At 61.5% G+C, this 15,981-nt stretch carries 12 protein-coding genes; 5 read left to right on the top strand and 7 right to left on the bottom strand.

Features of this window, described 5'->3' with window-relative positions:
• Window positions 1–111: 111 nt before the first annotated feature.
• Window positions 112–1,314, top strand: coding sequence for an MFS transporter (locus C7449_RS19685; RefSeq protein ID WP_108004621.1), 1,203 nt, complete (start codon window positions 112–114; stop codon window positions 1,312–1,314).
• Between the two features lie 81 nt (window positions 1,315–1,395).
• Window positions 1,396–2,406, top strand: a complete 1,011-nt coding sequence (locus tag C7449_RS19680) for a YncE family protein (RefSeq protein WP_210204764.1) — start codon at window positions 1,396–1,398, stop codon at window positions 2,404–2,406.
• 181 nt (window positions 2,407–2,587) lie between these two features.
• Here the strand turns inward: C7449_RS19680 and C7449_RS19675 are convergent, their stop codons facing one another.
• The 4 genes from C7449_RS19675 to C7449_RS19660 all read right to left on the bottom strand — a co-directional run bounded on the left by C7449_RS19675 (window position 2,588) and on the right by C7449_RS19660 (window position 8,673).
• Window positions 2,588–3,043, bottom strand: a complete 456-nt coding sequence (locus tag C7449_RS19675; RefSeq protein ID WP_108004620.1) for a MucR family transcriptional regulator — start codon at window positions 3,041–3,043, stop codon at window positions 2,588–2,590.
• A 179-nt stretch (window positions 3,044–3,222) separates the two neighbouring features.
• Window positions 3,223–6,486: an error-prone DNA polymerase gene (locus C7449_RS19670; protein WP_108004619.1), complete on the bottom strand. Its 3,264-nt coding sequence runs from the start codon at window positions 6,484–6,486 to the stop codon at window positions 3,223–3,225.
• A complete protein-coding gene (locus tag C7449_RS19665) occupies window positions 6,483–7,997 on the bottom strand; it encodes a DinB/UmuC family translesion DNA polymerase (protein ID WP_210204763.1) in 1,515 nt (504 codons plus the stop codon). Before C7449_RS19665 ends, C7449_RS19670 begins: the two co-directional genes overlap by 4 nt.
• Window positions 7,915–8,673: an ImuA family protein gene (locus tag C7449_RS19660; RefSeq protein ID WP_108004618.1), complete on the bottom strand. Its 759-nt coding sequence runs from the start codon at window positions 8,671–8,673 to the stop codon at window positions 7,915–7,917. The genes C7449_RS19665 and C7449_RS19660 overlap by 83 nt, the downstream gene beginning before the upstream one ends.
• A 213-nt stretch (window positions 8,674–8,886) precedes the next feature.
• Between C7449_RS19660 and C7449_RS19655 the strand changes: the two genes are divergently transcribed.
• Together C7449_RS19655 and dinB are read left to right on the top strand one after the other, a co-directional pair.
• Window positions 8,887–10,956: an ATP-dependent helicase gene (locus C7449_RS19655; RefSeq protein WP_108004617.1), complete on the top strand. Its 2,070-nt coding sequence runs from the start codon at window positions 8,887–8,889 to the stop codon at window positions 10,954–10,956.
• Window positions 10,957–11,020: 64 nt separating this feature from the next.
• Window positions 11,021–12,064 (top strand): DNA polymerase IV, encoded by a 1,044-nt coding sequence (gene dinB / locus C7449_RS19650; protein WP_245414462.1) that lies wholly within the window; start codon window positions 11,021–11,023, stop codon window positions 12,062–12,064.
• A gap of 327 nt (window positions 12,065–12,391) precedes the next feature.
• On the opposite strand, the gene C7449_RS19645 is transcribed toward dinB, so the two are convergent.
• On the bottom strand, window positions 12,392–12,595 hold the full coding sequence (locus tag C7449_RS19645) for a cold-shock protein (protein ID WP_108004616.1): 204 nt from the start codon (window positions 12,593–12,595) through the stop codon (window positions 12,392–12,394).
• A gap of 307 nt (window positions 12,596–12,902) precedes the next feature.
• Between C7449_RS19645 and C7449_RS19640 the strand changes: the two genes are divergently transcribed.
• Window positions 12,903–14,063, top strand: a complete 1,161-nt coding sequence (locus tag C7449_RS19640) for an extracellular catalytic domain type 1 short-chain-length polyhydroxyalkanoate depolymerase (protein WP_108004615.1) — start codon at window positions 12,903–12,905, stop codon at window positions 14,061–14,063.
• Window positions 14,064–14,152: 89 nt separating this feature from the next.
• Here the strand turns inward: C7449_RS19640 and C7449_RS19635 are convergent, their stop codons facing one another.
• Window positions 14,153–14,851, bottom strand: a complete 699-nt coding sequence (locus C7449_RS19635; protein ID WP_108004614.1) for an RES family NAD+ phosphorylase — start codon at window positions 14,849–14,851, stop codon at window positions 14,153–14,155.
• The gene (locus C7449_RS19630) at window positions 14,845–15,255 is read right to left on the bottom strand and encodes an antitoxin Xre-like helix-turn-helix domain-containing protein (protein ID WP_108004613.1); all 411 of its coding nucleotides are present in this window, start codon (window positions 15,253–15,255) and stop codon (window positions 14,845–14,847) included. The genes C7449_RS19635 and C7449_RS19630 overlap by 7 nt, the downstream gene beginning before the upstream one ends.
• Window positions 15,256–15,981: the final 726 nt, after the last annotated feature.

The following is a 15,981-nucleotide window of genomic DNA, read 5'->3' as shown; positions in this document are numbered from 1 at the left end:
GCGGTACAAAAGGACCGCAACGGCAGCCGATGGCTGGCTTAACAACGGCGTTGACTTGCGCTTGGACTAGCCTATCCCCGCCCACATGACGGCAGAACGCGATCGGAAGCGATGACCGCCACCTGGATCAAGCCGACCACCTATGTCTTCGCCGCCCGCGCACTGCGCGATTTCGCGGACGCTTTCATTGCGATCCTGCTGCCCGTCTACCTTCTCGGCCTCGGGTTCTCGCCGCTGCAGGTCGGGGTCGTCGCCACGGCGTCGCTGTTCGGCTCCGCGCTCCTGACGATCGGCGTCGGCCTGATCGGCGTTCGCCTCGACCTTCGCAGCCTGCTGCTCGTCGCCGCCGGCTGGATGGCCGCGTCGGGCGTCGCCATGTCAGTCGCGAACGACTATCTGCCGCTGCTGGCAATCGCCTTCGTGGGCACTATGAACCCCTCGGCAGGGAGCGTGAGCGTTTTCGTGCCGCTCGAGCACGCGGTTCTTGCGCGTGACACGCCGGATCGCGAGCGCACGAGCACGTTCGCCCGCTACAGCCTCGCCGGAGCGCTTGCGGGGGCACTCGGCGGGCTGGCCGCGGCGACACCGGACGTCATCACGAGCCTTGGCCTGGAGCAGTTGTCGGCCATCAAGCTGATGTTCGCTCTCTATGCCGCCTTGGGGCTTCTCGGCGGCCTTCTCTACGCCCGCATTCCGCCGCGTCCGGCGACTCATGAGCTTGAAAGGCCCGCGCCTCTGGGTCCATCGCGCTCGATCGTCATCAGGCTGGCCGCCTTGTTCAGCCTCGACGCGTTCGCAGGAGGATTCGCAGTCCAGTCCCTGCTGGCATTGTGGCTCTTCGAACGTTTCGACCTTTCGCTCTCACAAGCGGGGGTGTTCTTCTTCGGGACGGGCGTGCTGTCGGCCATTTCGTTCCCCGTCGCGGCGCGGCTGTCGAGGCGGATCGGTCTCATCAACACGATGGTCTTCACCCACATCCCGTCCAGCGTCGCGCTCGCTCTCGCAGCACTCGCGCCGAGCCTGCCCCTGGTGCTCGCCCTTCTGCTCGTCCGGGCGGCGCTTTCGCAAATGGACGTACCGACGCGCTCATCCTACGTGATGGCGGTGGTGACGGAGGCCGAGCGCGCCGCAGCCGCCAGTTTCACTTCCGTACCGCGCAGTCTTGCCGCGGCAGCCAGCCCGGCATTGGCGGGCGCGCTTTTCGCAGCGTCATACCGGGCTTGGCCGTTTCTCATCTGCGCCGCGTTGAAAATCACCTACGACCTGCTGTTGCTGGTGCAGTTTCGGCACCTGAAGCCGCCCGAGGAGACTTGAACCCCGCCCATGCAGGTTGAACGTTCCGTCGGCGGGCCGCTCTTGATAACATCGCTGTCAAGAAGAGCCGGGTCGCCAGCGATGCACGACATCACACTAGCTTTTTGGTTGCTTTTGGCGTCGCTCCAGTCGGTTGCGAGCGTCATCATCAGCGGACCGGCCGCGGCCAGCGATCAGCCCTTGATCCTTGCGCGGTCAATTCCACTCGAAAACGTCGCGGGGCGTATCGATCACATCGCGATCGATATCGAGGGGAAGCGGCTGTTCGTCGCGGAACTCGGCAACGACAGCGTCGATGTCGTCGATTTGAAGGCGGGCAAGGTTGTTGCACGGATCGGGGGGTTGAATGAGCCGCAGGGGATCGCTTATCTCGCCGATCGAAATCTGGTGCTCGTCGCGAATGGCGGCGACGGCTCCGTGCGGTTCTTCAGAGCCGGGGACCTGTCGCCTTTAGGTGCCATACGCCTCGGCGACGACGCTGACAACATCCGGGTGGATCGTCAAAGCGGCCATGTTCTGGTCGGATACGGCAGCGGACTGGCCATCGTCGATCCCATGACCCGCCACAGAGTCGGTGAAATACGGCTGGCGGGCCATCCTGAGAGCTTTCAGCTCGATCCGAAAACAGATCGCGTGTTCGTCAATGTACCGGACGCGCGCCAGGTAGTCGTCGCCGATCTGAAATCACGCAAGCGGGTGACGGCCTGGAAAACACCAGGACTGACAGCCAACTTTCCCATGGCCCTCGACGGTACGACCGGAGAGCTTGCAATCGTCTTCCGAAATCCTGCCAAGCTCACCCTCTGGGACGTGGCAACAGGGGCGATGAGCGAAAATCTGGACACCTGCGGCGATGCCGACGACGTCTTCTTCGACGGCAAGCGCGGTCGAATTTACGTCAGCTGTGGAAGTGGTGCGATTGATGTCGTGCAGCGCGGTCGCGACGGACTCCGACCAGCGGGACGTGTGATGACCTCCAGCGGCGCACGGACGTCGCTCTTTGTGCCGGAGTTCGACCGCCTCTTTGTTGCCGCGCGCGCCGGAGGGCCGAGAAGCGTTGCTGCGATCCTCGAGTTCCGCCCCCTGCCGTGATGGCCGCCGCCTCGTGTGGAAGCGTTCGGCCGAACTAAGGTCGGTGGCCGCGGCCCTGTTCCATAGGCATCGACCGCACACTGAAGTCGCTGAGTTGTTATTCCGACCAGGTGTACTTTTGCTTCAACGAGTTGGGCAGCGGGCCGAAGGTAGCGAGAACCACTTTCTTGAAAGCTCTGCTTTATTTTTTCGTTTTCGCTGCGCTCTTGGCCTTCTGCGCTCGTCGTTGGCCCAGGCCCATCTGCTTTGCCAAAGACGAGCGAGCTTCCGCGTAGTTTGGCGCAACCATGGGATAGTTAGAGGGAAGCTTCCACTTCGTCTGATAATCTTCAGGCGCAAGCCCGTGACGAGACTGCAGGTGCCGCTTCAACGACTTGAAGGCCTTGCCGCACTCAAGACAGATAACGGCGTCAGGTGAAACCGACTTTCTGATCGATACCGCAGGCTTTTGAACTTCCTCCACAACCGTGGGGGTTTGGGCCACGGTTGACGCCTTGCCCAAATCATTCAGCGCCGCGTAAACGTCAGATATCAGGGCGGTGATCTCTGTTTGCGGGGTCACGTTATTGGCGACGTAGGCGGAAACAACTTCTGCGGTCAGTTGCGCCAGTTCGTTCTTGGGTTCGTTGTTAGACAAATCTGCCTCCGTAAATTGAGCGGGTGCGATTAGCGCGTCTTGCCCAATTTAAACAAGCCGTCCTCTGCCATCAGACAGGAAAAACATCAGGAAATCGGGGGATGAGCGGTTTGACCAGAAGGTCAATTTAGGGCTGATTTGTCATTAAACAAGAGTCACCACGCCCGTTCGGCTATGCCTCAGTGAAAATTTCTCGACTTCACCTTCAGGGTGTCGATATGGAGATCGGGGATGTAGATGTCGCGAACAGGTGTTGTGGCCATCTTTCGATCTCGCGAATCCGGCGCGCCGTTTCCATGTGCAAATTCGTCCCCGCGTCCATGGACCATGGAGAATGCACCGTCCTTCTCGCCCAGCTTGCCCATGTCCGCGGTCAGGTCGAACAGACGCTGCGCGACGAGGTGGACCACCTCGCCTTCCCGCTGGATCTTTCCGTTGATCGCGAGCACAGACGACGACAGAACCAGACGCCGCTGGCGCTCAAACAGGCTCGGCCAGATGACGGCGTTCACGATGCCCGTCTCGTCTTCCAGTGTCATGAACATTACGCCCTTGGCCGAGCCCGGCCGCTGTCGCACGAGCACCAGCCCTGCGGCCATCAGCCAACGGCCATCCCGCTCGCCGGCCGCTTGGGCGCAAGTGACGATACCGCGTCGTTTCAGGTCCTGTCGCAGGAACGAAAGCGGATGCTGGCGAAGAGACAGGCCCATGTGGGCGTAGTCTTCAACGACCTCCCGGCCTTCGGTCATCGAGACCAGGGAGACCGCGGGCTCCTGCATCTCCGCAACCGATCTCGCCTGCCGTTCTGCGGCGGCGGCCCAGAGCCCGAGCGGCTCGTCACGTAAGGCCTTGATCGCCCAAAGCGCGCCTCGGCGATCGAGCTTCAGCGAGGGAAGAAAGGCGTCGGCTTCCACCAGCTTGACGAGCGAAGCGGTCGGCACACCCGAACGTCGCCAGAGATCGTCGACCGATGCGAATGGATCGTCAGCGCGCGCCGCCACGATCCTGGCAGCATCCGCCGTCGACAGCCCCTTCACCATCCGCATGCCAAGCCTGACCGCGAACCGCTCCGATCCCGCCACCGGTTCAAGTGTGCAGTCCCAGCGGGAGCGGTTGACGCAAACGGGGCGAACCTGCACCCCATGGGCCTTGGCGTCGGCAACGATCTGCGCAGGCGCGTAGAAACCCATCGGCTGCGAGTTCAAAAGCGCCGCGCAGAAGACATCGGGGTGATGGCATTTGACCCAGTTCGAGGCGTAGGCGATCAGGGCGAAGGAGGCCGCATGGCTCTCCGGGAAGCCATAGCTGCCGAACCCTTCAAGCTGGCTGAAGGTCTTCTCGGCGAACTCTGCCGAGTACCCGTTGCCCACCATCCCGGCGATCAGCTTGTCCTTGAACTTCGAGACCCCGCCCGTGAACTTGAAGGTCGCCATGGCCCGTCGCAATTGGTCCGCCTCTCCCGCGGAAAACCCGGCACAGACCATCGCCACCTTCATCGCCGATTCCTGGAAAAGCGGGACACCGAGCGTCTTCGACAGCACGGCTTCAAGCTCAGGCGTGGGATACTCGACCTTCTCCTTCCCTTCCCGACGTCTGAGATAGGGATGCACCATGTCGCCCTGGATCGGACCGGGACGGACGATCGCCACCTGGATGACGAGATCGTAGAAGGTCCGCGGCTTGAGGCGCGGCAGCATCGACATCTGCGCCCTGCTTTCGATCTGGAACGTGCCGAGCGTGTCGGCCTTCCTGATCATCGCGTAGGTGGCGGGGTCTTCCTGCGGGATCGACGCCAGGTCCCGCTCGTCGCCCTTGTGCTCGGCCATCAGTGCAAATGCCTTCGCCATGCAGGTCAGCATGCCGAGAGCCAGGACATCGACCTTCATGAACTTCAGCGCGTCGATGTCGTCCTTGTCCCATTCGATGACCTGACGATCATCCATGCGCGCGGGTTCGATCGGCACGAGGTCGTCCAACCTGTCATGCGTCAACACGAAGCCGCCCGGATGCTGACCAAGGTGGCGCGGCGCGCCCATGAGCTGCTGGGCAAGTTCAAGCGTCAGACGAAGGCGATAGTCTGACGTGTTGAGATTGTTCTCCTTAAGCTGCTTTTCCGACACCCCTTCCTTCGACCAGCCCCAGACGCCCGACGAGAGCTGTGAGATCAGGTCCTCTGGCAGACCGAGCGCCTTGCCGACATCCCGCAGGGCACCCTTCGCCCGATATCGGGTGACGGTGGAGCAGAGTGCTGCCTTCGAGCGTCCATAGGTATCATAGATCCACTGAATGACCTCCTCGCGCCGCTCGTGCTCGAAGTCGACGTCGATGTCGGGTGGCTCGTTGCGCTCCTGGCTGACAAACCGCTCGAACAGCAGGTCATTGGTATCGGGGTCGATCGAGGTGATGCCGAGGCAGTAGCAGACAGCGGAATTTGCGGCCGATCCCCTGCCCTGACAGAGGATGCCCTGTGATCGCGCGAACCGGACGATGCTGTAGACGGTCAGAAAATACGGCGCGTACTTCATGGTCCGGATCAGCTCGAGTTCGTGGACGATCGACTTACGGACCTTGTCGGGAATTCCCTCGGGATAGCGATCCTCTGCACCTTCCCAGGTGAACTTCGTCAGAGATTGCTGCGCGTCCAGACCGGGCACGATCGCTTCTTCCGGATACTGGTATTGAAGCTCGGCGAGCTCGAACGTACAGCGGCTGACGATCTCCCGGGTTCGAGCCAACGCCTCCGGATAGTCGCCAAACACACGGTGCATCTCTTCGGCAGTCTTCAGATAGCGATCGGCGTGGCGCTCGCGATCGAAGCCGACATCATAGATGGTCGTCCTGTTGCGAATGCAGGTGACGACGTCCTGCAATTGCCGCCGCGACGGCTCATGAAAAAGCACGTCATTCGTCACCACCGTCTTCACTTTGAACCTGGCCGCCAGATTGGAGATCGCGTGCAGACGCAGCCTGTCGTTCGGACGGCGGCGCAGACAGAGGCTGACATAGGCGCGATCCGCGAACAGGTCCGCCATTCGTCGCAACTGCATGCCGCAGGTTTCATCGGCCTCGTCTGGCAGCAGGACTGCCAGCAGGCCGTCGGCATGATCCGACAGGTCGGCGAAATCGAGGATGCAGTTGCCCTTGCCGCCGCGCGCCTTGCCCAAGGACAGCAGACGGCACAGCCGCGAATAGCCCGAACGATCCATCGGATAGACGAGAACCGACATGCCGTCGGATAAGTCCAAGCGGCACCCGACGACGAGCCGCACGCCGGTTGTCTTGGCTGCCTCCCACGCCCGCACGATGCCGGCGAGACTGTTTCGATCGACGATCCCAAGCGCCGAGATGCCATGGGCGGCGGCTGTTGCGAACAGCTCCTCGGCGGAGCTCGCTCCGCGCAGGAAGGAGAAGTGCGTCGTGACCTGTAGCTCGGCGTAGTTCATCCGAATATTCCATGCAGAAACCAGCGCTGCGATCCTGTTCCCAGGTCGACGCCGTCTCCCGCCCGATAGACCCAGAAGCGCTCGCCGAACTCATCCTCGACAACGAAGTAGTCGCGGACGGCCTGAGGCTCTCTTGGCCGAAGCCACCACTCTCCGAAGATGCGCTCAGGTCCATCGGCGCGTTTGACCTTGCGTCTCTTCCCTCGCCAGGTGAACGCCGCCGGCGGATGATCGGGAAGGAGTGCGACGACCTCGATTGGTTCGGGACTGGCGAGCAACCGTGATGGTCGCGGCCACTTGGCCACCCAGGTTTCCGCTCGCTCCGGAGCTGTTGGCGCGATGCGTTTTACCGAGCGCTCGGGCACGTCGGAAGCGACGGGCGCGACCCGATAAAGCCGGTGCCCCCGGTTGCCAAGGATGTCCACGAGCGGCGCGAGGTCGACCACGCTCTCCTCGATCAGTTCCGTGGCGACCTGATGTTCCTCAAGCGGTTCGACCATAAGCGCGACCAAGGTCATTTTCTCGATGCCGAAGCCCGGATCGATCTTCTCGATGCGGTCGCAAAGGAGCTTGGATATGCGAGCGGGATCGCGAACAGGTTTGGCGAGCCCCGCGCGCAGATGCTGACGGGTGTTGTCGACCCGCTGGAAGACCAGATCACAGCGACGGACCCCAAGTCCCTGTCGCTCCAGCCGCGTGGACAGCATTCCAACGAGACGGCGGGTGTATTTGGCAATGGTTTCGGCAGCACCGATCGGCTCGGGGAAATTTTTGGACACCTCAACGAGTTCGGGTGTCCGGATCGGCTCGATGGGCTCCGCGAGCCGCCCAAACATCTGGTCGAGCCGACGCGCAGGCTCTGGGCCAAGCCGCAGCGTCAACGGGGCGCGCGGCATCGCAGACAACTGACCAATGGTCTCGACACCGAAGCTACGCAGCGCTTGAACAGTCTCTGCGGAAAGCCTGAGCGCCTGCACGGGAAGCCCGGCCACCGCCTTGGCGAGGCTGCCCCTCGGCACGACGGTCACTTCAACACTCGCAAGCCGGGCGATGGCATGGGCCGCACCCCAGGTGTCGGCCACCGCCGCCCGTGCAGCCAGCCCACGACTACGCAGTCGATTGACCAGACCCGAGGCAAGCAGTTCCTCGCCACCCTGGAGATGGTCGGCTCCTTCGGTGTCCATGACGATACCATCCGTGCCGTCGACCGCCACAACGGGGCTGTACTGTCGCAGCATCCAAAGCGCCAGGCGCTTCAGGGTGGCGGCATCCTCCGCAGGCTCGGCGTCGACCATGGCAAGATTGGCCACCATCGCCTGCGCCTTGCTTGTAGGCATTCCCGGACGCAAGCCGAGGCCCAGGGCAACGCGATCGACCGCGGAAAGCCAGCGCTTGGAGCCGCTTTTCGAGACCACGACGAGCGGCTGGTCAACCGGTATGGCTTCTGCGCCAGATCGCCTGATCCGGTCCGTGGTCAGGTACGGGAAGTAGACTGATACGACCCTTGGCATCGGGGGCTCCAATTTCAAACTCAGCGCACGCGCCCGCTTTCACGCGCATCAGTTCCACCAGCCACCTCGCCCTGCCAATGCCCGCGACTGGCAGGGGCTCCGACGGCAACACGCTGATCCTCCATCGCGTGGTCGATGCCGTCGGCTGGCCATAGTCGGAGGCCTCGTTCTGTCGACGCCAACGGCGCAGAACGATGCCCATCGAACCCGTCTTCTCGGCAGCAAGCTGCAAACGGCGCGAAGCTGTCATCGGCAACCGCACCAGCTCGGCGACGACCAATGCCAATCCCCCAAAGGAGAGCCCCTCCTCCATCGCCGAGAGCACGTCCTCTTCCCGATCGCTCTCGCAGAAGATGACCCGGTCAGAGTGCAGGCCCGCTTGCGAAAGCGCGGGAAAGAACAGATCCGGTCGCGTCAGGCACCAGAGACATTTGCCTTCCGTACGCGCCGCGATCCCAGCGACGAACAGCGCGGCGGCCGCCCCGTCGACCGTCCCGCTCCCTCCGCCCGCAACTTCGTGCAGTGCGCCATATGCAAGACCGCCGCCTGGCAACCGCTCATCGATCTCCGCAGCGCCGAACGGCAGCACCTTGCGAGGACGCGCATTGGCGTTCCCGAGCACGGCAATGCGTTCTCGCAGTTCGGCAATGATCGGATTGATCGCTATTGAAGACACGGTTTTATGTAGGCTCCCTGGGGTTTTCAGCGTCGATCGGAACCGATATGTTCCTTATTTGTTCCGATCGGCCGCACGAGTCAATCGGGCCTGTGCTCGCCAAACGCGCCATCCGACGTCATGGCCGCCGATCTCTCGGTATTTCGCCAACCACGTCAGATGGATACGTCGGAGGTCGATCACAGGAATTTTTTCTTATCTACGTGGGGACAAATGAGCGCGACGTATCTGGAGAAACTGAACGACCGTCAGCGCGAGGCGGTCGAGCACGGCGTTGGGCTGCCGGATGGGAGGGTCGGCGGTCCGCTGCTGATCATCGCGGGTGCGGGGTCTGGAAAGACCAACACCCTGGCGCATCGGGTGGCGCATCTCATCGTCAACGGGGCCGATCCCCGCCGCATCCTGCTGATGACCTTCTCGCGACGGGCCGCCTCGGAGATGGCCCGGCGGGTCGAGCGCATTTGTCGGCAGGTGCTCGGCGACAACGCGGCGATCATGACTGATGCGCTGGCCTGGTCGGGCACGTTCCACGGCATCGGAGCGCGACTGCTGCGGATGTATGCCGAACAGATCGGTCTCAACGTCGACTTCACGATCCATGACCGCGAAGACAGCGCCGACCTGATGAACCTCGTTCGCCACGAACTCGGCCTCTCGAAGACGGAAAGCCGCTTTCCGACGAAAGGCACGTGCCTTGCGATCTATTCCCGTGTCGTCAACTCCGAAAGCTCGATCACTGAGGTGCTCAAGACCGCCTATCCATGGGTGCTGGGATGGGAAGAGCAACTCAAGCAGCTCTTTTCAGGCTATGTCGAAGCCAAGCAGGCGCAGAACGTTCTCGACTACGACGACCTGCTTCTCTACTGGGCACAGATGGTCTCCGATCCGGAGCTTGCCGACGACATCGGCAACCGCTTCGACCACGTCCTCGTCGACGAATACCAGGACACCAATCGGCTGCAGGCCTCGATCCTGATGGCACTGAAACCTGGTGGACGCGGTCTCACCGTCGTCGGCGACGACGCACAGTCGATCTATTCGTTCCGCGCCGCGACCGTCCGCAACATCCTCGACTTCCCGAACCAGTTCTCACCGAAGCCAGCGGACGTCATCACGCTGGACCGCAATTATCGCTCGACGCAGCCGATCCTCGCGGCGGCAAACGGCGTCATCGACCTGGCGCGCGAGCGCTTCACGAAAAACCTTTGGACGGATCGGCAGTCAGAGCAGCGCCCCTTGCTCGTTACCGTCAGAGATGAAGCCGACCAGGCCAACTATATCGTCGAGCAGGTGCTGGCCGACCGCGAGGTCGGCATCACGCTCAAGCAGCAGGCCGTGCTGTTCCGCTCGTCGAACCACAGCGGCGCGCTCGAGATCGAACTCACCCGACGCAACATTCCCTTCGTCAAGTTCGGCGGCCTCAAGTTCCTCGACAGCGCGCATGTGAAGGATCTGCTCGCCGTCCTGCGCTTTGCGCAGAACCCGCGTGATCGGGTTGCCGGGTTTCGGCTTCTCCAGATGTTGCCGGGCATCGGTCCGCAGACGGCCGGGAAGATCCTCGATGCCATCGCCGCCGACCCCGAGCCCCTGCTCTCGCTCGCCGAAGTCCCGCCGCCGCCGAAGACGGGCGAGGACTGGACCAACTTCGTTACCCTGCTCTCCAGCCTGCGGAAGGCGGCCGGCGGATGGCCTGCCGAGATCGCCACCGCCCGTGCCTGGTATGAACCGCACCTCGAAAGGATCCACGAGGACGCCGACACCCGCAAGGCGGACCTGTTGCAACTCGAGCAGATCGCGGCTGGCTATCCCAGCAGGGAACGGTTTCTGACCGAGCTCACCCTCGATCCGCCCGACGCCACGAGCGACCAGGCCGGGGTGCCGCTGCTTGACGAGGACTATCTCATTCTCTCGACCATTCATTCGGCCAAGGGACAGGAATGGCGCTCGGTGTTCATGCTGAACGTTGTCGACGGCTGTATCCCGTCCGATCTCGGCGCAGGCACGACAGCCGAGCTCGAGGAAGAGCTGCGGCTGCTCTATGTCGGGATGACCAGAGCGCGCGACAGCCTGACGCTACTCACACCACAGCGCTTCTTCACCCACGGCCAGAACAGCCAGGGCGATCGCCACGTCTACGCGTCACGGACGCGGTTCATCCCGGCAACGCTCTTGCAGTTCTTCGAGGTGACGAGCTGGCCGAAGGTTGCGGCCAACGGTGGCGAGCGCAGTGCACGGCAGGTCCGGATCGACGTTGGCGCACGCATGCGCTCGATGTGGAAGTGAGCGGAAAGGACTCGCTTTGCTCGACGTTCCCGCCGCGCCGATTCGCAAGATCATCCACGTCGACATGGATGCCTTCTATGCATCCGTCGAACAGCGGGACAACCCGGACCTGCGCGGCAAGCCCGTGGCCGTCGGCAGCCCCGCTGCCCGCGGGGTCGTGGCGGCGGCAAGCTATGAAGCGCGAAAGTTCGGCGTTCGCTCGGCCATGCCGTCGGTGACGGCCGCCCGCAAATGCCCCGAGCTGATCTTCGTGAAGCCGCGCTTCGAGGTCTACAGAGCCGTCTCGCAACAGATCAGGGCCATTTTTGCGGAGTACACGCCGTCGATCGAGCCGCTGTCGCTCGACGAGGCCTACCTCGACGTCACCGATAACCTAAAGGGTATGACGATCGCGACCGACATCGCGCTGGAGATCCGTGCCCGCATCAAGGCGGTCACGGGCCTGAACGCGTCGGCTGGGATCTCCTACAACAAGTTCTTGGCCAAGATGGCGAGCGACCTGAACAAGCCAAACGGTCAGGCGGTGATCACCCCGAAAAATGGCCCCGCCTTCGTCGCGACTTTGCCAGTCGAGAAGTTTCATGGGGTTGGACCGGCGACGGCAGAGAAGATGCACCGACTGGGGATCGAGACGGGGGCGGACCTGAGGGCGAAGTCGCTCGACTTCCTGAGCGAGCATTTCGGCAAATCGGGACCCTACTTCTACGGAATCGCGCGCGGGATCGACGACCGCCAGGTCAAATCCGATCGCGAGCGGAAATCCGTTGGTGCCGAGGACACCTTTGCACAAGACATTTCGGAATTGCAGCGGGCGCTGGACGAACTCGCACCGCTGGTCAGCAAGGTCTGGCAATATTGCGAGACCCATCAACTATCGGCAAAGACCGTTACCCTCAAGGTGAAGTACACGGATTTTCAGCAGATCACCCGCAGCCGAACGCTTGCGAGATCGTTCTCCGACGAGGCCGAAATCCTGGTCCTGGCAAGCGCGCTGCTCGAGGCGATCTATCCGTTTCCAAAGGCCATTCGGCTGCTGGGGGTGACGCTCTCCTCCCTTGAAACCAACCATCTGCAAAATCAGCAACTCAAACTGTCACTGCATGATTGACCGCCAGTGTTGGTGATAGCTCGCGCGTCGGTCGGCCCCTCTTACCTGCTTCGACCCCGCTCGACGCGTCAACGTGTCGGCAAATGCCACCACGTGGAACGCGGCCCGGGCAACGGCCGCCGAGGTCGTCGTTCGGGGCTTGCTCCTGGAGGGTAACCGGATTGTGGAGGTCGCTGAAACGACGCTTACCTAGTCCCGAGGCAGTCCAAAGCAACGGGGGGCCTCATTTTTCGAAACGATCCCCCCGACTTTCACTTCGCATTGCTCCCGTCGGGTACAGTGATCCTAGATGCGGTCGGAAACAATCGACCTGCTCAGTTTCGGAAATCAAAGAGGTCTGACGTTTTCAGCTTTAGACTTTCCGGTTTTGCGGTCCTGCCCGAGATCGTAGCTCACCTTTTGTCCGTCTTGGAGCGAGCCTAAGCCTTGCAGAGCGGATACATGCACAAAAACATCGGCTCCACCTTCGTCGGGCGTTATGAAGCCAAAGCCCTTGTCCTGATTAAAAAACTTCACAGTCCCTGCGGCCATGTTCGATCCCCTTTGTTCTTGTGGCCTTGGAACTTATCGAGCGATCGGCCGCCTTGCAAGGCATTGTGGGAAGGTCTTCAGCGACAGCACCGTGGCCCGGGGTAATACGGATGTTGGCTCGTCGATGGGCGACATAGATCAAGCTGTGGATCCAGCAACATCCCTGTCGCAGCAGCTCGCCGCCGCATATTTCGTATTTCCAGCCAGACCTTCCGGCGTTCTTTTGTGCAGCGCAGCAACAAATTGCTTGCAAGTGCGTTGTTAGGTGTCGGCAGCGTGTCGGCCACTTGCAAACGGGATTTCGAAAATGAGAAAACTGTCCGACACCATTGCCCGGCTCGCCGCGCTCAGAGCTGTGCATGGCGGCGTCAACCACCGCCCCACCCGTAACCGTCTCAAGGACATGGAGCCGACCGGGTCCAATCCTGGAGCCCTGAAGGCGAGGACATTCATTCCCGAAAGCCTTGGACAGGGCGCGCCGCTGGTGGTCGCCTTGCATGGCTGCACCCAAAGCGCGGCCGCATACGACGAGGGCGCAGGATGGTCGGACCTCGCCGACCGGTGCGGGTTCGCCCTGCTGTTTCCGGAGCAGCAGCGGTCAAACAACGCCAATCTCTGCTTCAACTGGTTCATACGGGAGGATGCGAAACGAGACGCAGGCGAAGCGCTCTCGATCCGGGAGATGATCGAAACCATGGTGACGGCCTACGGTCTGGACCGTGACCGCATTTTCATCGTCGGCCTATCTGCGGGTGGGGCGATGGCATCGGGGATGCTGGCCAGTTACCCCGATGTCTTTGCCGGCGGGGCCATTATCGCCGGATTGCCCTTTGGCAGCGCCTCGAACATGCCCGAAGCGTTCGATCGCATGCGTGGCCATGGCGGCCCAAGCGAATTGCAGTTGCAGCAGCTCGTTCGCGACGCATCGCCCTGGCAGGGCAAGTGGCCCACGATTTCGGTATGGCACGGAGCGGCTGACGATGTCGTGGACATATCGAACATGGCAGCGATCGTCCGGCAGTGGTCAGGACTTCATGGCGTCAAGACATCGGACTACGTCAGCGAGAATGAGCAGGGATTTCTGCGCAAGGTCTGGCATGGCGCAGACGGACGAGAACGCATCGAATCCTACACGATCCATGGCATGGGCCACGGCACGCCGTTGGCGACGGGTGGTCCGGACGGGTACGGAAAGGCCGGTCCATACATGCTGGAATCTGGCATATCTTCCACTTTGCGGATCGCAACGTTCTGGGGCCTTGTCGACGCCCCGCGTCATCATCGCGGCACAGAGACGCCGTCACAAGAGTATGTCCACACCGGCGAGATACTCGTGCCCGGTGCGCTCACCGACAAGTTCCAGGAGGATCGGACAGGCAATCGTCCATATGGGACGAAGAACGCGCACGCTCCTGGCATCCAAAAAACCATCGAAGACGCGCTGCGCGCAGCAGGGCTGATAAAGTAGCCCTAAGACCTAGTCCGCGACACGGGCTGGTCAACACGCTGGTGCGAAACCACGAATTAGATAGCAAAGGCCACCGGACAACCCACGTGTTAGGTTACCGCGAGTATCGTCCCGGTGTCGTACTGGCGCACGTAATCTACGCGCACTCCGTTCCAGTGATAGCAGTAGTGCCGTCCTTGGACAGGAATGGTTATGGCATCTGGCCAGAAGATGCCGATACAACGTTGACCAGGCATTCGAACGCTGTTCCAGAGTAGTCCGTCGCTTCCCGTAGCCCGAAGACCACGTCCCTCCTCCTGAGAAGCGGTGTAGTCGTCGGGGTGTAGCACGTCGGGCACCGCGTTCACGTCGTCAAGGACCCGATCCACGCTACCTACCAAGACTTGGAAGTCCGACGTCCATCCCGGAGGCTGGGGCGTTGAATTCATGAACTTTTGATGATGATGTATGGTCTCAGCGACTGCAGTTTCCTCGCTTTCGCCTGCATAGTAGACGCCATAGCATCCATCAGAGAATCGTCCTGGCCGCCCTGTCGAGCAATGGACAAACGGGGCCATCACATAACTGGCCCCGGTGCCGGAAACGCGGCGGTTCTGGGGCACCTTTCCAAGGTCACCTACCTCAAGCCGAATTCGAGGATTGGTTTTCGCCTCAACGGCGACAAGGGCCTCCCAGTCCCGGGGATCGGCAATATCCTCGAACAGGTCGATAGGCGGATAGATCGAGCGAATAATGCGGTAGGTTTTAGGCCACTGTACGTGGGAACGGACGGCAAGGCCACTTACCATGCGCTTCGTTCCGCATCCAGCCATTCACGCATAGCAGCGAGATCGGAAAGCTCGCCTCCAAGCATCATGTCTAGCGCCGATTTGCCGCCAAAAGCCTTGTTAGGCGCTTTGATCCACTCGTAGCCTCTTGAAGCATCTTTGAACAGATGGCGCAGTCCCTTATGGATACCCATCAGATGAGCCATCCGCATTTTGAGGTCTCGGTTGACACGGCCCGCGTTGCCTTCTTTCCAGCGTGCCCATGTGCGCGCGGACAACCCACCTAGCAATGTGCAAGCCTGTGCGTCAGTAAGCTTCCAAACGTTGAAAAGGTTCACAGTCGTGCGGGCCAGCGCGGCTGCCTCCACATCCGAGATTTCGGCGGATGCCTGAAATGGTGTTGCAGAAATGGGGTGGAGTTGCATGACTTCCTCACTTTCTGGCACATAAATAGCACATTTATGCCAATTGGCAAACGAACTCGGTCAATGCGACGGTTCGAGAACGCTCGCGTTTAGCGCCCCCAGGTGTGGGCGACGGCTGGTAGTCAGGCTCATAGCTCAGGATGACACGGTCGAACGCACCCAATGTCGACCCGCTCTCTTTCAAGCTGCTGCAACCTTTCAGCCAGCGCGACCCGCTTCTGCTTCAACTCATACGCGACGCTCATCCGAGGCTCCGTTCACCGAAACCATGGTAGTCGGGATGCAATTTCAGGTCTGGTGGTTTTTGCTACCTAATGCCGCGAAACCATGAGCGCCCCTCGCCACGCCAATGCATCCGCTGGACCACTTTGCGGACTGGGCGAGCGTCGCGAGTCACGGTGCCGCTAGCGGCTGACGATTGAGGGACATTGTCGTCTGCAAACAGCCTGGGACTAGCCGCGAAGACAGGAGTGGAACCGCCACTCGCATCAGGCGCGTGTTCAACATGCTGTGAACACCGTTGCTCGCTATCCCGTTTTTGACTGACATTCAGTTGGGTTGGCGCGCGGATCGGCGGGGTGCCACCAGCTCTTTGCACGACCGCGGCATGTAGTACTATCGTAAGCGCTGGTTTTCCCCCACCTTCCGGATCAGCGTGTGATTGTTGATGTTGTTGCCGAACGAGGCTTCGACATATGACGATTACAGGGTTTACGCATGGCACCA

Origin of the sequence: Mycoplana dimorpha, from assembly GCF_003046475.1 — a bacterium.
Classification (GTDB): Bacteria; Pseudomonadota; Alphaproteobacteria; order Rhizobiales; family Rhizobiaceae; genus Mycoplana; species Mycoplana dimorpha.
Note: the sequence above shows the minus strand (reverse complement) of the source record. Positions and strands in the feature narration are given on the sequence as shown.

Excerpts from the sequence above, each read along its gene's own strand:
- C7449_RS19670 (WP_108004619.1), bottom strand. The coding sequence starts at position 6,486 with ATGAACTACGCCGAGCTACAGGTCACGACGCACTTCTCCTTCCTGCGC.
- C7449_RS19685 (WP_108004621.1), top strand. The coding sequence starts at position 112 with ATGACCGCCACCTGGATCAAGCCGACCACCTATGTCTTCGCCGCCCGC.
- C7449_RS19680 (WP_210204764.1), top strand. The coding sequence starts at position 1,396 with ATGCACGACATCACACTAGCTTTTTGGTTGCTTTTGGCGTCGCTCCAG.
- dinB (WP_245414462.1), top strand. The coding sequence starts at position 11,021 with ATGGATGCCTTCTATGCATCCGTCGAACAGCGGGACAACCCGGACCTG.
- C7449_RS19655 (WP_108004617.1), top strand. The coding sequence starts at position 8,887 with ATGAGCGCGACGTATCTGGAGAAACTGAACGACCGTCAGCGCGAGGCG.
- C7449_RS19635 (WP_108004614.1), bottom strand. The coding sequence starts at position 14,851 with ATGGTAAGTGGCCTTGCCGTCCGTTCCCACGTACAGTGGCCTAAAACC.
- C7449_RS19640 (WP_108004615.1), top strand. The coding sequence starts at position 12,903 with ATGAGAAAACTGTCCGACACCATTGCCCGGCTCGCCGCGCTCAGAGCT.
- C7449_RS19645 (WP_108004616.1), bottom strand. The coding sequence starts at position 12,595 with ATGGCCGCAGGGACTGTGAAGTTTTTTAATCAGGACAAGGGCTTTGGC.
- C7449_RS19665 (WP_210204763.1), bottom strand. The coding sequence starts at position 7,997 with ATGCCAAGGGTCGTATCAGTCTACTTCCCGTACCTGACCACGGACCGG.
- C7449_RS19630 (WP_108004613.1), bottom strand. The coding sequence starts at position 15,255 with ATGCAACTCCACCCCATTTCTGCAACACCATTTCAGGCATCCGCCGAA.